Source organism: Paenibacillus oralis, assembly GCF_003863965.1.
Taxonomy (GTDB): Bacteria; Bacillota; Bacilli; order Paenibacillales; family Paenibacillaceae; genus Fontibacillus; species Fontibacillus oralis.
In genome coordinates this window covers 3,165,399-3,188,210 of the sequence record NZ_RRCN01000001.1, presented here as the reverse complement: position 1 = coordinate 3,188,210, position 22,812 = coordinate 3,165,399, and the positions used below count along the sequence as shown (strand labels likewise).

The following is a 22,812-nucleotide window of genomic DNA, read 5'->3' as shown; positions in this document are numbered from 1 at the left end:
GTAGCCGACAATCAGCTACCGCCTAAAGATCTTATATAATCTATATATTTTGGTTTTGCGTTTCAATAGCTTCGATTTTACGGACCTTCCGGTGCGTGACCTTATAGAACCCGAGCGTCAGCAAGGCCAGAAGGATGATGTTGGCGAGGCCGAGAAGCAGCAGCCAGTACGGATACGGCGCGGCGTTGATTTCCAAAGCTTTGCTGTTCGCCACGGTATAAAGAATGTTGTGGCTCGCTTTTCGCATCGCCTGTTTCCCCGTATTCGTGTCCGTGCTCAGTTTCGTCGGTTTGTCGCCCAGCGTTGTCAGCATCAGGTCGCCCCCTGCGCGGATCGCCCGGTCCACATCCATATGCGGGTACAGGTCCCAGTCGGTGATGACCATGCCCCTAAAGCCCCATTCATCGCGCAGCACGGTGGTCAACAGGCCGTAATGTTCGCCCGCCCATGTCGTGCCGATCCGGTTAAAGGAGGACATGACCGCGGTGGTTTTCCCTTGCTTGACGGAAATTTCAAAAGGCTTCAAGTAGATCTCGCGAACCGCCTGTTCATTGGTCCAAACGGCCACACCGTCGCGATTCGTTTCCTGATCGTTCAGGGCATAGTGCTTGATGTAAGCATACACGCCTTTGGACGCGGCTCCCTGAACCACAAAGGCTCCTATTTGGCCGGAAAGGAAAGCATCTTCCGAATAATATTCGAAGTTTCTGCCCGAGAACGGTGTACGGTGAATGTTCATGGCCGGCGCGTACATCCCGGTCACGCTGTAAACCAGCGCTTCGTTCGCCAGAGCTTCGCCCATTTTTTGAGCGAGCTCCACATTCCACGTCGACGCCAGCACCACTTCGCTCATAAACTGCACGCCGTTAATGCCGGTTAGCAGCGCATTGATGCCGGCCGGGCCGTCCAGATCGGTTGTGGCCGGTTTGTTGATCGACTCGACCGGCTGGGTTGCGTAGCCGCCAAACCCGATTAATTTCGCCATATCCTCAACGGACAGCTGCTCCAGCAGTTCGCTCCATTTCGGATCGTTGTAGTCCAGCCCGGCCATATCTTCCAGTTCCAAACCGTGTTTGGCCAAGACGATATCCTGGTCGTCCGGATTGTCGGTCACCTGTTTGTTTTCCAAAGCCTGGACCAGTTCCTGCTGAGCTTCCTTTTCCGGAGTCCGCTGCGCCGGCAGGGTGCCTTCCCAATCGGCTCTGGACACATAGGTCAAATCGCCGATGGCATCATCAAACACATTCGTTGCCGTGACTTGATCCGAAGCGCGTTTGTTGTCTCCGCCATAAACCATCGTGTCTTTCACTTCATACGTTCTGGAATCGATCGCCTCATGGGCGTTTTTCATCAGCTTGATCCCATAAGTTCCCGCTTCCAGCACATATGCTTTTTCATTCTTGTAGTCGTAAGACGCCATGTCTTCCACCGGGATTTCCAGCGTGACCGTCTCGGAAGCGCCGGGCTCGAGGATTTCGGTTTTATCGAAAGCGCCTAGCACGACATGGGATTTTTCAATCCCGCCCTCATAGTAAGGCGGAGTGTAATACAGCTGCACGACATCCTTGCCGGCCGCATTGCCGGTATTCGTCACTTTGACCTCGACGGTAATCTTATCGTTCGTCGTTTGATAGTCCGTAATTTCCTGCTTGAAATTCGTATAGCTTAAGCCGTAACCGAACGGGTATTGGACCGTTTTGCGATACGCCGCCTCGTCCACTTGCCCTGTCGCATTGTCGACGTAACGGGTTTCATAATAGCGGTAGCCGACGTAAATGCCTTCGACGTAATTGACGAAAGCGTGGTATTTTTCGCTCTCTTTGCCGAATTTGTCTACGGATTTATGTTTGGTATTCAAGTACCTGAAATCGCCCGCATTGTAAAAAGCCGGGGATGTCGATACATCGTAAGCATAGGTGTCGGCCAGGCGGCCCGACGGATTCACTTTGCCGGCCAGGATGCTTCCGACGCTGTTATTGCCGGTCGAGCCGGGGCCGCCGATCAGCATCGCGGCGTCGATCCCCTTATTTTCCAGGAACCCAAGTTCCATGGCATTGCTGGAGTTAATCACCACGATCACCTTTGCGAAATCGCGTGAAGTGACCATGTCGATCATTTGTTCTTCCGCTTCCGACAGCTCAAGGTAATGGCGGTCTTTGGAACCGCCGTATTCCGCCGTTTCAAACGGCAGGTCGCCGCCTTCGCCGCCTGATCTGGAGAGGACGATGACCGCTACATCGGAAAATTCCTCCGCTTTAGCGAGCAGTTCGTCGCTGAAATCGCTGGTGGCCGGTTCGCTGAGTGTATAGTCGCCGCCATCCAGATTAAAGGTGTCCGTTTTCTTTTTCTCGGGAGCATGGGCTTTATAGAACTCGGTGAGTTCGCTGTTCACCTTAAACCCGGCGTTCTCCAGGCCTTGCTGGATCGTGACGTTCGCGCTTTCGTCTCCCGAACCGGAGCCGCTTCCGCCGTAAATCATTTTTACGGATGCCTGGCCAAATACGTTTACATTTTTTTCCTTGTCGTTATTTATATCCAGAGGCAGGGCATGCTCTTTATTTTCGAGCAGCACGATCCCCTCGTCTTCGATTTGTTCCGTAACCGCTTTGGAATCCGCCGAAGCTTTCGCTAGCGCCGCGTCGTCGATCTTCGCTTTGGACAGGTATTGGTTGATGACCACCTGATACTTGTATACGGCCACGTCGAGGCCAATCACGATGACGAGCCCCAAACTAAGCAGCGCCATCAAAGTTCTTCTTAAGCCTTTTCGCTCCGTTTGGTTCCTTCTTGCCCACATGAATCCGCTGATCAATACGATAACGGAAAGGATAATGGCCGCAACGAGCATGATTTGGATCGTTTTTGCCACCGACGCCATTGAAACGGTTACAACCGTACCGATGGCCAGCGCCAAAAATAATGCCGCCCATGCCTTAAAAGTTTTCTTGCCTCTTCCTGACTTGCTCACTTCTTCGCCTCCTATGTAAATAACCGAGTTGCAACAATCATAAAAATTTTGTATGTGCTTTCATGATTGCAAGTTAACGGGTACCCTTAGCTAAGGTTACTCCATCGGCCGGCAAATAACTATCAACCAATTGTTAGGGGGCGGTAACTTTTAGTTTATAACGAAAAAAGCCGTTTCGACGGGCGGTTCGTTCCGTCAAAACGACTTGCATTTATCCGCGACATAACTTTGAAACAAAGCAATTGCCTTCGATTGGATCCCCCTTTTGCGAAATACGAGATAAATATCCTGGGGGATCTTTTCCTTCAGCCTGATCCGTTTCAGGTTGTCATTGTTCAGGGAGTTCTCCACAAAATCGATCGAAACGGCCACCGCTCCGTTTCTCTCGCACAGCCGGTGTGCCGAAATAATATTGCCGAACTCATGGATCACATTAGGGGTAAAGCCCTGCTCCAGGCATTTTTCGACAAACCCGTTTTCCTTCCCGCTTCCCGCCGCTTTAACGACCAGCGCTTCGTTCGCCAGCTCTTTCACGGAAATTTCATCTTTGCCGGCTAGGGGGTGGCTTTTCGCGACGACAACGACGACCTCGCCGCGGACCAACATCTCAAATTCACAATCGTCCATCTCTTCGATCCCGATCACTAGACCAACATCCGCTTCTTCCTGAAAAATCTTCGTCAAGGGATATTCGTCGGGGAATTCTTTCAGTTTGATTTGAATCTCCGGATAATTCACCGAAAACCGATACAAAAAATCCACCGGCAGCACCGATGAGATCGAATAGGTAATGACCACGTTTAAAGTCCCTTTTCTGCCGTTCATGATCCGGATCTCTTTTTTGATGTCTTCGATCAGGTAATGGATATGTTTGGCCCGGGCATGCAGCAGCTCGCCGGCTTTGGTCGCCTCCATCCCCCGCGGGCCCCGGTAGAACAATTCGGTCTCCAGTTCCATCTCCAACTGCCTGATGGTCTTGCTGATTCCTTGCGGAGTTATGTACAAGTCCTTGGCTGCCGCCGTAACGCTTTTTTTCTCGTAAACCTTGATAAAATATTCCAATGCTTCGGTATTCATTCCGGCTAGAACCCCCTACATCCCCGTCCCGGACACTCATTAGCCAATAGTATAGCATAAATTTATCGGCGCGCTGTAGTTGGCACAGCGTGATTATGCTAAGATGTGATGGGAGTATAACATTACAAGGAGTTTCGACATGTATGATTACTTAATCGTCGGCGCGGGTTTGTTCGGAGCCGTCTTTGCTTATGAGGCCAAAAAAAGAGGCAAAAAGTGCCTGGTTATCGATAAAAGAAACCACATCGGCGGAAACGTCTACACGGAAGAGATCGAAGGCATTCAGGTGCACAAATACGGCGCCCATATTTTTCATACCAACAGCAAAGCGATCTGGGATTATGTGAACCGGTTTGCCGAATTCAACCGTTATACTAATTCGCCCATCGCCAATTACAAGGGGGAAATCTACAATCTCCCGTTTAATATGAACACGTTCAACAAACTATGGGGCGTCGTCACCCCGGATGAGGCTAAACGGAAAATCGACGAACAAAGGAAAGCCGCTGGCATTACGGAACCGCGGAACCTGGAGGAGCAGGCCATTTCTCTGGTCGGAACCGATATCTACGAAAAACTGATCAAAGGCTACACGGAAAAACAGTGGGGAAGATCCGCCAAAGAGCTGCCTTCCTTCATCATCAAACGCCTGCCCGTCCGTTTTACTTATGACAACAATTACTTTAACGACACGTATCAAGGCATCCCGATCGGCGGTTACCAGGCCATTATACAAAAGATGCTTGAGGGCGCAGACGTTAGATTAAATGCGGATTTTTTTCATGACCGGGGAGAGTTTGAACCACTGGCCAAAAAGATTGTTTATACTGGCATGATCGACCAATATTTCGAGTACGCCTACGGCGTGCTTGAATACCGGAGTTTGCGGTTCGAGACGGCCGTATTGAACGACACCGCCAATTATCAAGGCAATGCCGTGGTCAATTACACGGATAGAGAAACACCGTATACGCGAATCATCGAGCATAAACATTTTGAGTTCGGAACGCAAGACAAAACGGTCATCACCCACGAATATCCAACGGAGTGGAAGCCGGGAGACGAGCCTTATTACCCGATCAACGACGATAAAAACAATGAAATCTACAAGAAATACAAGGCTCTGGCCGATGCCGAGGCAAATGTGATCTTCGGCGGCCGCTTGGCCACCTACAAATACTATGACATGCACCAAATCATCGGCGCCGCCTTGGCCGCGGTTGATAAGGAGTTTGGGGAGCGGGGTTGAGGAGGTCCCGGATTGCAAAATCTTTCGGCCTGGAAAAATAGGGGAATTTTATGGTCTTATTTTCCTCAACAGAGAGTGCTCATCCCCATTAGCGGAATTTTTTGTACTTATTTCCCTCTGAATGGTTCAGAACAGGGCATTTCCTTACAACGATGGAAAATAGAGGCATAAATTCCCTCTATTCTCAAGTGGGCTGATATCGCCGAAATAGCGACTTTTTTTCCGTTATGTTCTCCCAGTATTTCGCTAACGGATGTAGTCGAGCTTATTTAGCCGAAAAGTCGGGATTTCAATTTCTAACGGTTGTAATCGCGCTTATTGGGGTGAAAAGGCTTGAATCTGCAGAAAAAAGGCAAAATAAGCTCTGCCGCAACCGTTAAATTTGGTTTCCCCTACATTTTAACGAAATAACGATGCTCACAACCGTTAGAATGACGGTCTCGCTTAAAGGATCTACGCCTAAAAAGTTACGCCTTCCTGATGTCAAGCACATGTAGATCGTAACTATTGTTGATAGGAGAGGTTATCTAACTACCCCTCCATTGTATTGCAATTCATATACCTTTTGACCGCCCATGAGAATGATTTCCTTCCCGTAAAAGCAATCAAGAGTACCTTCGTACTCATTGTTGAAAATGTAATTGCCCGATTCAAAGCGGTTTGGACCACGATATATCGACTTTGTATCGACTAACCTTAATGCTTGTCGCAGAAAACTATAGATCGTACCAATGATATCCTCATCTGAATTCGGGATGATGACACCGCCTGAATAGACCATTGACCAGATTGGACGATTCTCAAACTCAACCGTTTCTTGTCCAATAAAGAAAGCCGAGCCAAAGTAAATATCCCGATAAAAATAATCACCACTGCGATATTCGAGTTGTTTTGAACCGTTTAATAAAGGTTGAACCGATGCATCATCACCCTGGGATGCATAAGTGTTTCTTTTAGCTTCTACAAGGAAGTTAGTAAGCTGTTCATGATTAATAGACATTTGAAATCCTCCATTACGATGCACCTGTTTATTCGCGAACAAACGTTCTTGTTCCGTTGTAGCATATCCCCCTTTGCAGAGGAATCTTTTATGACCGTACCCTATTAGTAATTTAATAAATTCACAAATTGGGACTCAAGGCTTCCTCCGCTTCATCCATGCTTATAAACCGCTGCCGCTGCTCCGGTGTCGGCAACATACATTCGCTGCGTTTACCGAACCAGCGGTATCGATTTCGGGCAAATAAGCGGTAGGCCCAGTCCCGAACCGGTTTAGGGACGATGAGAAACAGGGCCGCTCCTTTCCAGACCCCATCCAATCTTCGAGCGATACGAAGCACCGCGGTTGATTCGGTGAATACCCGATCATTTTCAATCAAAATGATCGAGTCGAGACTGGGCGCTTCCGTCCGCACGGCGAGCAGCGACTTCGCCGCATTCGACTGCAGCGAGGCAAACCGGAAGTAACCGGCCCGATCCCTCCGAATGATGAACTGCACTGATCCGTTGCAAAAATTACATACTCCGTCAAAAAGAACGACGGCATGGTTTTCCGCCTCGCTCACAGCGGGAGCCCCCTTTCAACCTGTTGTACTGTCTATTGTAATATAAGGTGGTTAACTTTTAGCAATGTATTCATTTAAATTTGAATGAAAATCTTTGCAAGGAGAAAGGGCCCCCCTTTTCAGAGGAACCTTTTTCGAGTATAAAGTTTGAGCAAATACGGTGCGTTTCGTTACTTTAACATTAATTCCCGTTATTAATCGAACGCGAATCGTGATACAGCGAATTGATTTTCTCCGCGGAATTTTTATTCGTCAGGTATTCGGACCAGGTCATAAAGTAGACAAACCGGGGTTGTTTTTCCTTTAATACCTTAGGGTCGGGCAGCTCCCCGTTTTCGCCGATGGCGATAGGTCTTCCGCCGCTGAGGTCCACTAGTTTTTCATAATAGGCGTCCTTGTAGTCGTTATTATAGATATCCATGGCCAGCACATCCACATAGTCGTGTCCAGGATAATAAGGAGCCGAGTCAAAGGCCCATTCGCTTTCCGCGTTTGGACTCCATACCCAGATCAAGTTATCCAAATGATGAACATTGGTGAACCTGTCATACATGTTTATCCATAATTGCTTGAACAGCTCCGGGCGTCCGCCCCACCAGAAAAATTCCGCGTTCATCTCATGGTAAGGCCGCCACAAAACAGGGATTCCCTCGTCCTTAAGCTGGGTCAGGTAACCGGCTACCTCGTCCACCTGAGCTGCCCACTGATTATACAGGTCCGTACCGGGGGTAACGATCTCCTCCATTTGCTCCTCCGTTACCTTCGCTTTTACGCTTTCCCATCCGGCCGTTTTGGGATCAAAAGGACGAATTTGGTGATAGGTCAAGGTGATCATGGCGCCGCTTTGGGCTTTGGCGATGGCGGTATTAATCATCTTTTGTCTTAAGCCCGCAAAGTCGCCGCCCGTATAATAGGCAAAATCGGAGCCCCACAAGGCCGGATAAACGCCGGTTATTCCGGCTGCTTTATTGTACCAGTTGGAGGGGTCCTCATAATAATTGTGCTGCCCTGTAAAAATACCGTTCCCCGTGGTGTCATACAAACGCTCCAGCAGAGATAGCGCCTCGGCGGAGGCATCCGGGTTGGAGGCTCTCACAGAGCTTGTGGCTGCCCGTAAAGCCGCTCCCTCCGAAACCAGATCTCCTTCGCTGACAGCTTTTACTTCAATGTCATAATCCGTTTCCGGAGATAAGCCTTCCAGTTTATAGGAATAAGACGTCTGCCCCTGGACAGCGGGAACCGTTACCGTCCGCCATTCCTCATTTTCCCCCTCTTCCTTATAGGATACCGTATAAGCCTTTACCCCATAAGGTCCTTCCGACGCCTCCCACCTCAGGTCCGCCGATACCCAGTCCACACCGTTTACCTTAACATTGGCCGGGACGCTGGGCTCAAGGTTTTCCGGAAGCTCGGGCAGGGCCCCTACAAAAACATCATCCATAAACATGACGACGCCCGTCGTATTCCACATGGCCAGTCTCATCAGCTTGTCGCTGATTCCGGCCTTAACCTTCCCCTGGGTCTTCGTCCATTCCGTGCTGACCGGGGTAGTCATTGGCACCTTGGTTTCCGTTGACCCGAATAAACTGAAATCTAGTCCGAAGCTTGTGACCGGCTCGCTGGCGAACCGGGTCCAAAAGCTGACCAAATAGGTGGTATCGGGCGTTGCGTTCATTTTCTTGGTGCCGCCGCCGGTCAGATTTTTGATCTTCAGGGCGTATTGGCCGCTATGCGGATTGTCCGTGGTGGTCTCAAGGTTTTTCCATACCTCCCAAGGCGACACGGAACCGGTCTCAAGCCCCGGATTTTCCACCAGGTTGGGGCCTGGTGTGGCTTCCAGCCCAATAACGGCGTCCGATAGGTTGCCCGCCTCGTCCACAGCAACGAGCTTGATCGCATATACCTGATAGGCTTCCAGATTATCGAGGCTATAGGTGTATTCACTTTGCCCCTCCACGTGGGGGACATTCGCAGTCTGCCAGCCGGAATCCTCCGTCTTCTTGTAGGAAAGCTGGTATGCCTCCACGCCGGAATCATCCGTAGAACCTGTCCAGGTCAGCTTCAGGCCGTTTTGAATATGCTCCGTCTCCAATGCTCCGGGTGCGGTTGGCGGTTCCTCGTCCGCATATTCCCGAATTACCGCATCGTCAATAAAATAATCCACCGCCGTGTTATTCCAAAAAGATACCCGGACATGCTGCACACCGGCAGCAGGAGTAAATAAGACTTCTTGATACTCCCAGTCCGTCGATCCGGAGAATTTCAGGCTTTCTTTTCCCTGCTGGGAACCGAAGTACTCCATAGAAATCGTATGGCTGGTCACGCCGGTGCCGGCAAATTTAACCCAAACTCCGATCCGGTATGTTTTCCCGGCCTTCACGGCCACGGATTGGGAAGCTCCCCCCGTATTTCGTTTCACCTGAAGGGACTGGTTCCCGCTGTGTTTTTCCGCTGTCGTAACCACCGGGTTTCCCCACTTCTCCCAAGCGGCATCCCCGGCTTCAAATCCGGGATTTGTCAGCAGATTGTCTCCTGCGGCCAGGACTTGGCCCGGCGCTGCCACGATCACCGTTGACGCCAGAATGACTGCCAAAAACGCAGCCGCAATCCGTAAAAAAATTGCTTTGGACCTTGCTCGTACCCTACTCGCCATAAATGTTTTCCTCCTTGTGCGGAAAGAATATACAACTTTTCTAAAGGCAAGTAGGTAATTCGCCAAAATACGCCATTTTCCTCCATCTTCCAATCAATCACAGTAATATTAGGCGTATTTATGATTGGAAATATCCAATAGAATTGAAAATTGAGCGGCAAATGCGGCAGCTTGATTGGAGATTTCCAACTGATTAGGCTCGGCAGGCGCGAAACGGGCGACTTGGGCGAAATCTATTGGATTTTTCCAATTTAAAGTGAAGAGAGGACCGGGTTTTGGATACTCGCTTATTCTCCGGCTTTTAGTCTTACGGTAAAGGTAGTCCCCTCACCCGGTTCGCTCCGGACCGTGATGGAACCGCCGGCCAGCTCAATGACGCGCAGCGAAAGCGCGAGCCCAAGCCCGTTGCCTTCGCCGGAATGGGAGGTGTCTCCTTGATAAAATTTATCGAAAATATGCTTTATCGTTTCCTCGTCCATGCCGCAACCGGTGTCGGTAATCGATACCGTCACGTCATCCTCATCCGAAACTTGCGTTAAAGTGATTTTGCCCCCGGGTTCCGTAAATTTCAGCGCATTGGAAAGAAGGTTATGCCACACGATCTCCAGCATGCTGGCATCGGCATGGACGATCGCGCGGTCCTCGATATCCGCCACAAGCTCAATCCCTTTTCGTTCCCACTCATTTTCAAAGGCGAGCGCGCAGTCGCTGAGCTGGCGGCACAGGTCAAAAGGCTCGCTGGCCGGCGTAATCTCCTGATTTTCCAGCTTGTTGAGCTTTAAAATATTGGTCACCAGCGCCGTCAGTTTTTTGGAGGCGGCGATGATCGTGTCGGCGTATTCCTTGCGTTGTTCCGGCGGCAAATCTTGCTTTTGCAGCACCGTGGCGTAGCTTTGGATCACCGACAGCGGAGTCTTGATTTCATGGGACACATTGGCGATAAAATCGTTTTTCAGCGTTTCGATGCTGCCCAGTTCCTCCACCATTTTATTGAAATCCTCAAACATGACATCCACATAATCCAGCTTATCCGCAGAGTGTACAGGCTCGAGATAGAGCGAAAAATCTCCTTCGGCTACTTGCTTGGCGGCCTCGCTAAGTTTTCTCATCGGTTTGTCGAAAGTGCGAAACTTCTGACGGGCGACAACAAAGCAAAAAATAGCCGTAACAATCGCCCAATATCCGAGCATCCCCAAAATATAAACCGGGGGCATGCCGAAAACCTTCATCCCCATGGTTCTGGCATAAATCATCACTTGTCCGGCGGACAACGTCAGCAGTACAAAATAGATTAGCGCGTAGTCCTTCCACGAAAAATGCTTTGCTTTTACTCGGACGTCCTTTTTGATCGGCTTCTTTTTCATTCCACGATCGCCTTATATCCCAAGCCGTGCACGGTAACGATTTTAAAATCGTCACAGCTGGAGAACTTGTCCCGGAGCTTGGTGATATAGACATCCACGGCGCGCAGGCTGGTTTTGCTATCGATGCCCCAGAACTCATCCATAAGTTGGGCACGGGAAAAAGTGTGCTTTGGATAAGACAGCAGCTTATACAGGATATTGAATTCACGCACGGTCACCGGAATGTCTTCCCCGCTCACTGTCGCCGTCATCGCGTCCGCGTCCATCACCAGCCTCCCCACCGACAAGCGCCTTTCATTGGCTATATTCGCCCGGCGGAGCAGCGCACCCACCCGCAGCACCAATTCATCCAGATCGACCGGTTTCACCATGTAATCGTCAATGCCGACCCGAAAACCCCGCTGCTTGGAAGAAATATCGTCACGGGCCGTCATAAACAAAATGGGGATGTTCTTGTTGAGATCCCGCACGGTTTCGGCAAATTCATAGCCATCGATCTCAGGCATCATAATGTCCGAAATGATCAGACCGTACAGATTGTTATACATTAAATCATAGGCCTCCCGCGGGTTCACACACCCTTTGGCGGCGTATCCGTGATCGCTTAAATAACTGCAAACGATTTGATTAAGCTTTATATCGTCTTCCACAACAAGTATATTAATCATAAAAAAACCTCATTTCTCCGCAAGTGGAATCAGCATAACAGGCAAATGTTAAAGAAATGTTTGCGGGCTTAAATATCAGATTATCTTAGATGAACAAATGTTGCATCTCCAACCCTGACAACCATGTTGTCAGAATTATTAGTGTAGGATCGTTCTCAGATGACCTGCACAAGTTTATCGGCAGAGGAGGCGATGGCCGTGAGATTGGACCGTTTGCTCGGAATCACGCTGGAGTTGATGGCTAAAAAAGGGTGACCGCCGCGCAGTTGGCCGGCAAGTTCGAAGTGTCGGTGCGCACCGTTTACCGTGACGTCGAATTGATCAATCAGGCCGGCATCCCGGTCGCCTCGTTCACCGGCGCGGATGGCGGATTCGAGCTGATGAACGGATTTTTTCTCACACGGCAGCACTTCTCGCTCGAAGACTTGTCGGTGATCTATTCGCTTTTGAAGGCGATGGAAGGAGCGATGGGCGGCGCTGCGGCATCCGCGATGCGGAAGCTGGCCAGCCTGCATCCGGCGCTGGCGAGCGATGGAAACCATGAAGCCGTCATTCTAAGCATGAACGCCCCGGAACATGAGCGGGACTACGTCCGGCGGTTGTTCCAGGCCATCCGGCAGTCGCGCGTGGTCGAACTGGCTTATGGGAACGCCTATGGCGCGCCATCCGAGCGCAGCGTGGAACCATTGAATCTGCTGTGGGAAAACGGCGTCTGGTATCTGGAAGGGTACTGCCGCTTGCGCCAGGCGAAAAGGTATTTCCGCATATCGCGGATCATTCGCCTCGATGTGTCGGAAGCGGCATTCGTCCCCAGAACTACTCCGGACGAGCCGGAACAGGAAGAAACGCTGGGGATCCGGGCCCATCTTCGCTTCGCCCCCACGGCGCGCACCCGCGTGCTTGAGCAGTTTCCGGGCGAATGTACGTACCTTGGGGATTGCATCGACGTACATACGACCTTTTATACGAAGGAGTATGCGCTCTCGGTCATCACCAGCTACGGAACGAAGGTCGACATCGTGTCACCGGGCGAACTGCGGGATGATATTGTTGCCCATCTCGAAGCCATCCGCCAGCATTACATGAAAAAACAAGGAGGAGATGCAACATGACGATTTTAGTGACAGGTGCAACAGGGACGGTCGGACAACATGTGACGGATTTACTGGTGAAGCGGGGAATGCCCGTGCGGGCATTAACGCGGAATCCCGGGCAAGCGAAAACGAAGCTGCCGGAAGGCGTGCAGATCGCCGCGGGCGACCTGATGAAGCCCGAAACGCTGCGGGAGGTGATGCAAGGCGTGGAGGCGGTGTTTCTGATCACCTCCAGCGATGAGCCCGAGGCTGACCTCGACACGGACCCGCAAGTGGTGGCGCTGGCGGAGGCGGCCGGCGTGAAACGGGTCGTCGTGTTGGTCGGTTTCGAAGAAGGACCGGTCGAGGCAGCGCTGCAGGCCAGCGGCATGCAGTGGACGCTGGTCAAGCCAGCCGAATTTATGGCCAACGTGCTGGCGGATTGGCGGGATATGATTCGCACGGAAGGCATCGTGCGGGAATTTTACGGCGAGGCGCTGAGCGCGCGGGTGCATGAAGGAGACATCGCCGCGGTCGCCGTCCGGGCACTGCTGGAAGACGGCCATCACGGCCGGACGTATGCGCTGACCGGTCCCGAAGCACTGACGCGCAAGGAAGCGGTGCGCACGATCGCGGCCGCCATCGGGAAGGACATCCCGTTCGTCGAGCTGACGGAGGAAGAGGCGCGGCAGCAATGGCGGGACCAGGGCTATGACGAGGAGAGCGTCGAGTTTTTTGTGCAGATGGCGAAAAACACGCCCGAAGCCGGCTACACCGTGCTGCCGACGACCCTGCAGGTGCTCGGTAGGCCGGCCCGCACGTTCGCCGAGTGGGCGAAGGAACATAAGCAGGAGTTTCTGTAGAACGGAGGAAGCGTGTAAAATGAACTTCGCCATCGAAGCGCATAATTTGCGCAAATCGTTCCGGACGCATGAGGCGGTGCGGGGAGTGGATCTGGCCATTCGAAAGTTCCGTAATTAATCTGATTCATACTTCGCTAACGGTTGCCAGCGCAGCTATTTAGCCGAAAAGGCGGGGTTTTCTTTTTTAACGGTTATCAGCGTGCCTATTTGTGCAAAACAGCCCCTGTATTCAAGATAAAACGGGGAATAAGCTTCCTGGCAACCGTTACAACTTGTATTTCTCCATTTGAGCCTAAATAACAGCGCTCATAACCGTTAGATTTTTTCACTGCGCCCGTTGCCTCTGTCAAGCGCAGTTTTCTGTTTTGAGCCAAAATTGAGGCAGTGTATCATAATCAGAAAAATACCAAAGCATACAATGGACTTCTGATTATTAATGCCCACTATCACAGCTTTATCGCCACGTTTAAGTTCAAAGCTTTATCATAGTGTCTATCCTCTAATAAACAACTCATAGCAAATGAAAATAACTAATGCAAATAAAATTAACCCCCTTAAAAACAACCCTCGTTTCGTAAATTGTTTTATTACATTTGAAGAATATACTTCCATAGGTTCAGGGAATGGAAGAAACAATAATCGATATTTCCAATAATCATCAATCATATTCTTACCACAACGGTCACATACAGTTGAGTGTTTATGCGAATACTCTAAAACTGCTTCAACGAATTCTTCGTGTGACAAAGCAGGTTGTTTTTTTATGATCAGATAATTTCCGCAAGAGCATCCTAAATATAATGTGGCATATGGTTGATAGCCACAGTCAGGGCAGGCAATTCCAAATAGTCCGCTTAAGTTTGACATTAAGGGATGACCGCATTCGGCACATTGGGGCCAACCTCCAAAAAGTGCCGTTACCAATGCACTTCTCCAATAAGCCTTTACCCAACGATTCCTAATTTTTCGATACACCCTTTTTACATTTGTGTATAATTCTTTGAATTTCCTTTGTATTTCCTGATTTTTATGATAACCTGTATCTTTAAATTCATAGCCTGTTAGTAACGTAAAATCATTAGGGAGTATTAATTCTTTATTATTAATAATTGCATGGAAACACTGAAGATACTCTTTCTTTTTAATCGGTAATCTATTTCGACGAGCGTATGCAAATTTTTCAGTTAGAGATGAAAAAATATCTTTTAACATCTTATTTCCAAAATCCCGGATATCGTATGTTTCTCGGACAATTTGTGAAAACACAGCAAATGTTGTACTTTCATCTTTCATGAATTGTCTCGTATCTATCCACAATAAGTCAATCAGTTCATAAAATTCACTAAGTTCATATTTCTCACAAAATATTCTCTTGGATTCTTCGTACTCAGATGGTAAATATACATCTTTGCTATTCTTTAGTTCATTTAATTTGTGTTCAAATTCGCTTAAGAAATTGGAGAAACCCTGCAATGCATTCAATAAAAAATAACACCTAACATTATGCTTTTCTTTACTTTTTTTATCATTTGCCCATTTTAATAATATTTCTTTAAGATTTCTAAGTGAAACAGGACCCGATTTCACCTGCACATACAATCTGGCCTTCCCGAAAATAACCTCTAGATCATCATTGCCTTCCGGCATTATTGTCCATTCATTCGGCTTTGTCTCTTCTTCATTTGTTAATATCTCATAACACTTAGAATCTTCTTTAAGCAATTCAAAACTAATCAGTACACCTACAACATCTTGATGTTCGATTCGTGAAGCAATTATTCCACCTCGTTTGTCTTTACTTAAATAACTCCCCACGTCTTCACCTCAAGGCATAAGAAATTTAAGGTTCATTTTCAAGCATGTTCCTTAAAGCGTTTTCCATTATAGTATATCCATCGGTTAATTTGCTCCACTCTTTATGTCACATTTGTCAGTTCGTTTTCCGAAGTCAAAAAAGTGCTGTCTTTTAGGCCAATTTGACGACCTTTTGAGACAGCACCCTCCAAAACTAATCGTGCAACAAAGCTAATCAACGAAAACAGTGCTTTTAAAACTGATTCCACTTTAATTAAAAACCAACCGCATTTCCTCCGGATATCGCCCGGCGCCGTTCCAGCTCCACATCCATTTCCGCGCGCTTGCCGTCAAGCTTATAGAACCAAACGGTAATTCCGATGAAGATGCAGATGATTAGCGGGATCCATATAAACGTTAATTCAATATATTTTAAAGCGGTTGCCGTTTGCGCGGCGTTCGGAACATAACCGCCCATGTTCAGTATAACCCCGATTAAAGCGCTGGCCAGCCCCATGCTTCCTTTGACGAAAAATCCTTGGAAAGCCGCAATCATACCGGAAATACTTCTGTTCTTTTTATATTCCGAATAATCAATGACATCCGGCTGAATCGCAAACGTGACGCCGAAGATGCCATAAATACCGAGCCCGGTGATCGCCAGTCCCGCGATGAGCAGCAAAGCGGATGATTTTCCAAAATAAAGGATTAAATCCCCCGCAATATAGATGGCGATGCTTAGAAGCATGACATTTTTCTTGGATATCCGCTTTTGCAGCCAAGGTAAAATAAGCAGCATCGGCAACCCGGACAAAATGCCAAACAGGCCGACAAAGGTGAGCCAGTCCGTCCGCTCGAGATTATACGTAAAATAATAGATGACGGTCGTATTTCGGATGACAAACAGCGCAAAATAGAGGAAATTCACGATAAAGAATAAAATGCTCTGATCCGTCAATCCTTTCAGGTCTTCTTTAAAAGAAGACTTCCCGGGCGCCACGGTCGGAGGGACAACCTCTTTTGTGTTCATAAAGGTGAAAATAAATATGAACATGGCCGCAATGCCGTAAAGGCTCATCGTGAGTAAATAGCCTTTTTGCGCGTCTCCTTGGCCAAAGGAATTTACTAACGGTGTTGTAATGGACATCACTAAAGCTGTCCCAATCAGCGCGCAAATCATTCTGGTGGACACCAGCCAGTTTCGCTCGTGATTATCCTTGGTTAATCTGGGCACAATCGTGTTTAACGGTATATTTACAACCGTATAGGCAATGTTTAACAGGGTAAACGAGAAATAAGCCCAAATCAGTTTTCCGGTCATATCAACATCGGGAACCACAAACGTCAAGATGGTAAATACGGTAAAAGGAACGGCACCGATCAGAAAATAGGGTCTTCCTTGCCCCCACCTCGTTTTCGTGCGATCCACCAACAAGCCCATGCCCGTATCCGCAAAAGCATCGATGATTTTGGTTACCAGCATTAAAGTGCCCGCGGCAGCGGCCGTGATTCCGAAGACATCCGTATAAAAAATCATCAAATAAGAGGCCATGGTGCTAAATACCAGGTTGCATCCTAAATCGCCAGCCCCATAACCGATTCTAGTTTTCCATTTATTCATTGGCTCACCTGTCCTTTTTTCAGCAATTTAGGATTCCGCCTTAGCTTCAAGAAAGTTTTGTCAGCGTTTTCATATCATGCTTTAAATGTTGATAAACCGATTTGTAAACCTCGTAATAACCGTTATATTTTTCGCGGTTTTGTGGATTAGGCATCAACTTCTCGTCCAAAACCGGCCATTTCTTTACATCCTCGTATGAGAGCAGGCCTGTTCCGATTCCGGCCAGCATGACATCGCCCATATTCGCTTCAACATCATGCACCGGACAGACCACCGGATAACCGGTCACATCGGCAAAGATTTGCCTCCACAGTTTGGACTTCGTTACACCGCCGGCAATCAGGATATACTCGCCGAGGTTTTCACCGGTGGCTTCCATTGCATCCCGCAAAGAATATGCAACCGCTTCCAGGAACGCCCGGTAAATATGCGCTTTGGTATGCGCCAACGAAAGTCCGACGATCGTTCCTTTGGCGTCCGAATCCCAAATCGGGCTTCTCTCCCCCATAAAATAAGGAAGCACAATCAGCCCTTCGCTGCCAGCCGGGATTTGGGCCGCCTGCTCATTTAACGCATCGTACGCGTTTTTCCCGCCGGCTTTTTCCGCTTCAAGTTCAAATTGGCACATCGTTTGCCGGAACCATTTCACGATCGCTCCCGCCGTGGCCCCGCCGGCGAAATAGTAGGATAGTTTTTTGGCATCGTATAAATAGGGCCAAACGATGAGATCTTTTCGCTTTAGCGGTTGATCGGAAATAAATGCCGCGCACATCGAAGTTCCAATAGCCGCCGCATAAACCCCGGGCTCCAATACACCAAGACCGATATTGGCGGCGCCGCAGTCAATCCCGCTGGCGATCACCGGCATTCCCTCGGCAAGGCCCAATTCAGCCGCGGCTTCTGAGGTTAATCCGCCAACGATATCCGTGGACTCCACCAGTTTTTCCGGCATCATGGACAACGGAATGCCCATGGCGTCCATCATTTCTTGCGACCAAGTTCGGGTATTCATATCAAAAATGCCGCCGATATTGCCTGCGGAAGAATAGTCGATGACAATATTCCCGGTCAATTTATAGATGACGTAATCATTGGGCGGGAGAAAAAGCTTGGTTTTCCGCCAATTTTCCGGTTCATGGCGTTTCATCCATAATATTTTCGTATAGCCGTAATAAGGGTCGGCTCCATTATGGGTAATTTCCAGCAGCTTTTCTTCGCCGATCTGGTCCAGGACCCATTTGGTTTCTTGTTCCGCTCTGCGGTCCATCCAAATCATGCACGGCCTGACCGGTTCCATATTGTCGCCCAACGGAACTCCCGAGCCCCCGTACAGACCGCTGATGGCGATACCGCGAATTTTCTCCGCCGGAATTCCCGCTTTGCGCACCGTATTTTTAATCGACGTCTTCGCCGCCTCCAGCCACACATCAGGCCACTGCTCCGCCCATAAGGGCTTTGGGGTCAATACGTCGTATTCCTGTAAATCCTGGGCGACCACATTTCCGCTTGTATCCGCCAATATCGTTTTCGTGCCCGACGTTCCAATATCCGTTCCAAGCAAGTAGTACATTTACGGTCTCCTTTCTAAATACAAGTAAAAGCACCGTCTATGACAAAATCGGCTCCCGTCGTAAAGCTGCTGGTGTCCCCGGCAAGATAAACGCAGATGGACTGCAGTTCTTCCGGTTTCCCCATGCGCTTAAGCGGGGCAACGCTGTTCCATTGTTCGATCAGCGGCTTCAGACTCGGAGAGTTCAATGTAAGCTCTGTTCCGATATATCCGGGGCTGATGCAATTTACGCGCACATTTCTTGACGCCCATTCCACGGCCAGCGATTTGGTGAGCTGGATCACTCCCGCTTTGGAGGCGTTGTAGGAGCATTGCGGTTGCGGCACATTCACAATATGTCCCGACATGGAAGCCGTATTAATGATCGAACCGCCGCCTTGTTTCAACATGACTTTTCCGGCTGCCTGCGCAGTCAGAAATACCCCGGTCAGGTTGATGTCGATCACCTTTCTCCATTGGTCGTACGTCATTTCCTCGGCCGGGACATTCAAGCAAATTCCGGCGTTGCAGAAGGCCACATCCAAACGTCCGAAAACGTTCAGCACTTCTTCGATCATGGCGTCCACCTCTTCAGGTTTGGTTACATCCGCCTGGATTGCAAACGCTTTAATTTTATGGCTTTGTTCAAGCTCCGCAGCTGTCTTCCTGGCCTCTGCGATATCCAAATCCACTATAGCCACATCCGCTCCCGCTTCGGCAAAAGCGGTTGCTACGCTTTTACCGATTCCTCTTGCACCGCCAGTAACGAAAATTTTCTTCCCGTCCAATCTCATTTTTTCGATGATGCCCATTTACTTGCCCTCCCGTTCAATAAAATTATTTTGTAAAATCATTTTATAAAACATGTTTATATAATATAACCGTTTTTTGTATCCGTCAATATGCGTAAATCGGCTGAACCTTAAGACAAGCTATAAACATCCTGCAAAAATCCTGCAAATATCCCACAAAAGTTGTTGCCGTATAAGCCGCTATGATATAGTTAAACCAGGATTACATAAATCTTTTTTGCAAAAGTATTTTATAAAAATATGAGGTAAGATTTTATGGACCATAACACCGCAGTTAAAGATATAAAAAAGAACAATTACTCGTCGATTTACCATCTCATTTATCAAAATGGGAAGCTATCAAAACAAGAAATCGCCAACCAGCTTCATTTGAGCTTGCCGACCGTTACGCAAAATCTGGTTCGTCTGGAAGAGGAAAAACGGATTGAGAAAAGCGGGTTGTTTGAATCTTCCGTCGGCCGGCGCGCAACCGCTTATGCCATATGCCCCCAAGCTCGGATTAGTATCGGTGTGGAAATTCAGAAAGAGGCCGTGCGAATATTGGCGGTTGATTTGCTTGGCACCGCCTTTCGGCAAACGGAATTGCCGCTTGGCTATGCCAACGGGGACCGTTATTACAAAGAGCTAAGCGATGCCGTGCAATCCTTCATCTCTTCTCTGGATGTGCCGGAAGATCGGGTTCTCGGCATCGGGTTTGGCGTGCAAGCCTTAACCTCCGCCGACGGACAAAAAATCACTTACGGAAAGATTTTGGATTGCACAGGACTGGAGATTGATGTGTTTGCACGGCATCTCAAGTATCCTTGCATGTTTGTGCATGATGCAAAGGGGGCCGCAGCTGCAGAATTGTGGGTCAGAAATGACATTGGTGACGCGGTCTACCTGTCGATTGGAAGGCATCTAGGGGGCGCCATTATCATCAATGGCCAAATTGAGATGGGCAAAGAAGGACATAGCGGAACGGTGGAACATATGACGATTGAGCCAAACGGCGCTCCTTGTTACTGCGGCAAGAAGGGCTGTATGGAAACCCGCTGCTCGGTATGCGCGCTGTTGGAAGAAGGGGAAACCTTGGATTCTTTCTTCCGCCAAGTACGTTCCGGGGTTTCTCCTTACGCGGAGCGATGGGATGCGTTTTTGGATTACCTGGCTTTTTCGATCAACAATATCCACCTGGTCATCAACCGGGAGTTTATTTTGGGCGGCCATATTTCTCCTTACTTAAAGCAGCAGGATATCGACATTTTGCATGAGAAAGTTGATGAAAGAACGGCGTTTCCCAGCCATGAACCCTTTATTCATATCAGCCGTTCCCCGGAAAACGGTGTGCCTATAGGCGCCGCGCTCCCCTATATTCAATCTTTTTTGAATTCGATTTGATACGTTCGCTGAATATACAACCAAGGGCATCGGGATTTTTCAATCCCAATGCCCTTGGAGTTTATTTATTCGGTGAGACTATCGTTAGATTTTCCCTTCGCTGCGCAGCCACTCCACCGTGTCAGCGATGGTTTAGCTGCATCTGTTCCGGCGTCAAAATGTTCTCGACCCGCGGGGCGCCGCTGGCTTCGCTGGTCAGGTCGAACATCTGCCGCATCGATACCATCTCATTGCTCAAAATATACCCCGCTTGCGGGAAATATTATTCCCCAAAAATCCGGCGCCCCCGTCAGCAAATAAATCGTATCTCTCATCCGGTTATCTCCTCTCCTATCCCGAAGTCAATGTTGTTTTTATCTGCCTCCTACCTTACTGAGAATTTGTTTATGAATTACTTCAGAAATGTTTGAGAAATGCTAATAAACGAAAAATGTGAAAAGACAAAATTTCTTAGGAGGTCACCTTATGAACGACAGTGAAAAAGCAGAAAACCAGCTCGAACAGGCAAAGGCCAAAGACTCGACCGATGGAGGACGAACGAAGGCGTTTATGACGAAGGACGCGTGGAATCAAGACGGCAATCCCGCCGCGGCTGTTGACGAGTTTGGTCCGGAGATGGAACAGGAGGACCCGCCGACACATAACGGGAGGCCGATGTAGTTAAGCCGTCGGGGAGGTTGAATTGTGTACTAAATTTCGGCGCCGGCAGATAAAGGAGCAGTTGCCATAAAGCAAACTGCTCCTTTTTTGCTAAATGTCTATGAGTAAAGGTGGCATTCGTAGGCTTAATCCGTTTATCGGTTGTCTAACAGGATATCCGCGGTGAGTTGGATGTGCGCTCTAAAGATCTCGACGGCACGATCGCTGTCGCGGCTAAGAACGGCATCGGTTAATGCCTTATGCTCGGCGCGGCCATCGCGGGTGGGCTGCTGTTGGCTCGACCAATGCCGATAAAATTCGCTCAAATCCCAAAGGCGTTTGCAGATATCCAGGAGAATCGGGTTTGGACATGCGGCGATAAGTTCGTAATGAAATTGACGGTGGATGTCAGACCACTCCTCGCGAACGGCAAGCTTTTGATTCACTTCCTTGTACTCGGGCGTTTGCGATAATTTGTGGTGAACGGCGATTACATTGGATTCCCATGTGAGATCGCCATGGGCGATGGACAGGCGTAATGCTGCGGATTCGTTGATCGAACGCGCCTCTATGATGCTATTCAGTTCTTCTTCCGACACTGTCTTCACGGAAAATCCGTGATTCGGGTTTTGCAAGATGAGGCCTTGGGTCGCCAACCGGGTCAGTGCTTCTCGCACGACGGCAACCGAGACATCGAAACCTTGGGCTAATTCCGAAACGGTTAATGAAGATCCCGGTTCATATTGTCCGGACAGAATATCGGACTGCAGTTTCTTTCTGACATTTTCGCTTAAAGTGGACGAACCGTTTCTTTTGGCCATGAAGCCAGCACCATCCTTTATACAAATCGGGAATATACGTTTAAATAGTTTACACCAAATCTATAAAAAAACAAACACTAAATTCGATAATTAGAATATTAAACGATTTATATTTACAAAATCGATTCTTATGAATATAATCGAATTATTCTTTGGATAAGGAGGTCATTTACAGTGAGCAACAACCCATTTGCCAAATTGCCGGAAGTCGCAAGCTTCAAAGTAACAAGTAACGATATTGTTGAGGGCCTTCCTCTACCGCCTCAGCAATACTCGGAGATGTCAGGAGTAGAGGGCGGCAAAGATCTTTCGCCCCATTTGAAATGGTCGGGTGCGCCCGAAGGAACGAAAAGTTTCGCCGTAACCGCGTATGACCCGGACGCCCCGACCGGATCGGGCCTCTGGCACTGGGCCGTCATCAACATCCCGGCCAGCGTCACCGAACTGCCGACCGGCGCAGGCGACGAGCATGGCAGCGGCTTGCCGCAAGGCGCCTTGCAACTGCCGAACGATTTGCGGCTCGAACGGTTTATCGGTGCAACGCCTCCTGCGGGACACGGCCCTCATCGGTATTATTTTGTCGTTCATGCGCTGGATGTCGAGAAAATCGGCGTCGACCCTAGCGCCACGCCGGCTCTCTTGGGATTCACCATGCTGGGTCATACGCTGGGGAGAGCCGTTCTCGTGGCAACAGGGGAAATCAAGTAACCCAAGCC

The 22,812-nt window shown here is 49.0% G+C and carries 18 protein-coding genes; 6 read left to right on the top strand and 12 right to left on the bottom strand.

The window, feature by feature from the left end:
• Nucleotides 1-40: 40 nt before the first annotated feature.
• Both EHV15_RS14445 and EHV15_RS14440 read right to left on the bottom strand, forming a co-directional pair.
• A complete protein-coding gene (locus EHV15_RS14445; protein ID WP_246061562.1) occupies nucleotides 41-2,968 on the bottom strand; it encodes a glycoside hydrolase family 3 C-terminal domain-containing protein in 2,928 nt (975 codons plus the stop codon).
• Nucleotides 2,969-3,163: 195 nt separating this feature from the next.
• Nucleotides 3,164-4,045, bottom strand: a complete 882-nt coding sequence (locus EHV15_RS14440) for a LysR family transcriptional regulator (protein WP_128631821.1) — start codon at nucleotides 4,043-4,045, stop codon at nucleotides 3,164-3,166.
• Nucleotides 4,046-4,184: 139 nt separating this feature from the next.
• Here EHV15_RS14440 and glf point away from each other — a divergent pair, with 139 nt between their 5' ends.
• Entirely contained in the window at nucleotides 4,185-5,294 is a 1,110-nt protein-coding gene (gene glf / locus EHV15_RS14435; protein ID WP_128631820.1) for a UDP-galactopyranose mutase, read from the top strand.
• 523 nt (nucleotides 5,295-5,817) lie between these two features.
• Here glf and EHV15_RS14430 read toward each other — a convergent pair.
• The 5 genes from EHV15_RS14430 to EHV15_RS14410 all read right to left on the bottom strand — a co-directional run bounded on the left by EHV15_RS14430 (nucleotide 5,818) and on the right by EHV15_RS14410 (nucleotide 11,544).
• On the bottom strand, nucleotides 5,818-6,294 hold the full coding sequence (locus tag EHV15_RS14430; RefSeq protein WP_128631819.1) for a DUF5680 domain-containing protein: 477 nt from the start codon (nucleotides 6,292-6,294) through the stop codon (nucleotides 5,818-5,820).
• A gap of 121 nt (nucleotides 6,295-6,415) precedes the next feature.
• Nucleotides 6,416-6,859: a thiol-disulfide oxidoreductase DCC family protein gene (locus tag EHV15_RS14425; protein WP_128631818.1), complete on the bottom strand. Its 444-nt coding sequence runs from the start codon at nucleotides 6,857-6,859 to the stop codon at nucleotides 6,416-6,418.
• A gap of 181 nt (nucleotides 6,860-7,040) precedes the next feature.
• Nucleotides 7,041-9,512, bottom strand: coding sequence for a glycosyl hydrolase (locus EHV15_RS14420; RefSeq protein ID WP_128631817.1), 2,472 nt, complete (start codon nucleotides 9,510-9,512; stop codon nucleotides 7,041-7,043).
• A gap of 287 nt (nucleotides 9,513-9,799) precedes the next feature.
• On the bottom strand, nucleotides 9,800-10,876 hold the full coding sequence (locus tag EHV15_RS14415; protein ID WP_128631816.1) for a HAMP domain-containing sensor histidine kinase: 1,077 nt from the start codon (nucleotides 10,874-10,876) through the stop codon (nucleotides 9,800-9,802).
• On the bottom strand, nucleotides 10,873-11,544 hold the full coding sequence (locus tag EHV15_RS14410; protein ID WP_128631815.1) for a response regulator transcription factor: 672 nt from the start codon (nucleotides 11,542-11,544) through the stop codon (nucleotides 10,873-10,875). The genes EHV15_RS14415 and EHV15_RS14410 overlap by 4 nt, the downstream gene beginning before the upstream one ends.
• Nucleotides 11,545-11,795: 251 nt before the next feature.
• Here EHV15_RS14410 and EHV15_RS14405 point away from each other — a divergent pair, with 251 nt between their 5' ends.
• Together EHV15_RS14405 and EHV15_RS14400 are read left to right on the top strand one after the other, a co-directional pair.
• Nucleotides 11,796-12,656, top strand: coding sequence for a helix-turn-helix transcriptional regulator (locus EHV15_RS14405; RefSeq protein ID WP_342773993.1), 861 nt, complete (start codon nucleotides 11,796-11,798; stop codon nucleotides 12,654-12,656).
• A complete protein-coding gene (locus EHV15_RS14400; RefSeq protein WP_128631814.1) occupies nucleotides 12,653-13,480 on the top strand; it encodes an NAD(P)H-binding protein in 828 nt (275 codons plus the stop codon). The genes EHV15_RS14405 and EHV15_RS14400 overlap by 4 nt, the downstream gene beginning before the upstream one ends.
• A 492-nt stretch (nucleotides 13,481-13,972) precedes the next feature.
• Here the strand turns inward: EHV15_RS14400 and EHV15_RS14395 are convergent, their stop codons facing one another.
• The 4 genes from EHV15_RS14395 to EHV15_RS14380 all read right to left on the bottom strand — a co-directional run bounded on the left by EHV15_RS14395 (nucleotide 13,973) and on the right by EHV15_RS14380 (nucleotide 19,256).
• Nucleotides 13,973-15,295, bottom strand: coding sequence for a hypothetical protein (locus EHV15_RS14395; RefSeq protein ID WP_128631813.1), 1,323 nt, complete (start codon nucleotides 15,293-15,295; stop codon nucleotides 13,973-13,975).
• A 253-nt stretch (nucleotides 15,296-15,548) separates the two neighbouring features.
• Nucleotides 15,549-16,895: a glycoside-pentoside-hexuronide (GPH):cation symporter gene (locus EHV15_RS14390; RefSeq protein ID WP_128631812.1), complete on the bottom strand. Its 1,347-nt coding sequence runs from the start codon at nucleotides 16,893-16,895 to the stop codon at nucleotides 15,549-15,551.
• Nucleotides 16,896-16,941: 46 nt separating this feature from the next.
• Nucleotides 16,942-18,465 carry an FGGY-family carbohydrate kinase gene (locus EHV15_RS14385; RefSeq protein ID WP_128631811.1) on the bottom strand — a complete coding sequence of 508 codons (1,524 nt, stop codon included), beginning with the start codon at nucleotides 18,463-18,465 and terminating at the stop codon, nucleotides 16,942-16,944.
• Between the two features lie 14 nt (nucleotides 18,466-18,479).
• Entirely contained in the window at nucleotides 18,480-19,256 is a 777-nt protein-coding gene (locus EHV15_RS14380; RefSeq protein ID WP_128631810.1) for an SDR family oxidoreductase, read from the bottom strand.
• Between the two features lie 255 nt (nucleotides 19,257-19,511).
• Between EHV15_RS14380 and EHV15_RS14375 the strand changes: the two genes are divergently transcribed.
• Nucleotides 19,512-20,636, top strand: a complete 1,125-nt coding sequence (locus EHV15_RS14375) for an ROK family transcriptional regulator (RefSeq protein ID WP_128631809.1) — start codon at nucleotides 19,512-19,514, stop codon at nucleotides 20,634-20,636.
• 465 nt (nucleotides 20,637-21,101) lie between these two features.
• On the top strand, nucleotides 21,102-21,296 hold the full coding sequence (locus EHV15_RS14370) for a hypothetical protein (RefSeq protein WP_128631808.1): 195 nt from the start codon (nucleotides 21,102-21,104) through the stop codon (nucleotides 21,294-21,296).
• Between the two features lie 134 nt (nucleotides 21,297-21,430).
• On the opposite strand, the gene EHV15_RS14365 is transcribed toward EHV15_RS14370, so the two are convergent.
• Nucleotides 21,431-22,096, bottom strand: coding sequence for a GntR family transcriptional regulator (locus EHV15_RS14365; RefSeq protein ID WP_128631807.1), 666 nt, complete (start codon nucleotides 22,094-22,096; stop codon nucleotides 21,431-21,433).
• A gap of 174 nt (nucleotides 22,097-22,270) precedes the next feature.
• On the opposite strand from EHV15_RS14365, the gene EHV15_RS14360 reads away from it, so the two are divergent.
• Entirely contained in the window at nucleotides 22,271-22,804 is a 534-nt protein-coding gene (locus tag EHV15_RS14360) for a YbhB/YbcL family Raf kinase inhibitor-like protein (RefSeq protein ID WP_128631806.1), read from the top strand.
• The last annotated feature ends 8 nt before the right edge of the window (nucleotides 22,805-22,812 follow it).

Coding starts and splice junctions, on each gene's coding strand:
- EHV15_RS14440 (WP_128631821.1), bottom strand. CDS start 4,045: ATGAATACCGAAGCATTGGAATATTTTATCAAGGTTTACGAGAAAAAA.
- glf (WP_128631820.1), top strand. CDS start 4,185: ATGTATGATTACTTAATCGTCGGCGCGGGTTTGTTCGGAGCCGTCTTT.
- EHV15_RS14430 (WP_128631819.1), bottom strand. CDS start 6,294: ATGTCTATTAATCATGAACAGCTTACTAACTTCCTTGTAGAAGCTAAA.
- EHV15_RS14420 (WP_128631817.1), bottom strand. CDS start 9,512: ATGGCGAGTAGGGTACGAGCAAGGTCCAAAGCAATTTTTTTACGGATT.
- EHV15_RS14415 (WP_128631816.1), bottom strand. CDS start 10,876: ATGAAAAAGAAGCCGATCAAAAAGGACGTCCGAGTAAAAGCAAAGCAT.
- EHV15_RS14410 (WP_128631815.1), bottom strand. CDS start 11,544: ATGATTAATATACTTGTTGTGGAAGACGATATAAAGCTTAATCAAATC.
- EHV15_RS14400 (WP_128631814.1), top strand. CDS start 12,653: ATGACGATTTTAGTGACAGGTGCAACAGGGACGGTCGGACAACATGTG.
- EHV15_RS14390 (WP_128631812.1), bottom strand. CDS start 16,895: ATGAATAAATGGAAAACTAGAATCGGTTATGGGGCTGGCGATTTAGGA.
- EHV15_RS14385 (WP_128631811.1), bottom strand. CDS start 18,465: ATGTACTACTTGCTTGGAACGGATATTGGAACGTCGGGCACGAAAACG.
- EHV15_RS14380 (WP_128631810.1), bottom strand. CDS start 19,256: ATGGGCATCATCGAAAAAATGAGATTGGACGGGAAGAAAATTTTCGTT.
- EHV15_RS14375 (WP_128631809.1), top strand. CDS start 19,512: ATGGACCATAACACCGCAGTTAAAGATATAAAAAAGAACAATTACTCG.
- EHV15_RS14370 (WP_128631808.1), top strand. CDS start 21,102: ATGAACGACAGTGAAAAAGCAGAAAACCAGCTCGAACAGGCAAAGGCC.
- EHV15_RS14365 (WP_128631807.1), bottom strand. CDS start 22,096: ATGGCCAAAAGAAACGGTTCGTCCACTTTAAGCGAAAATGTCAGAAAG.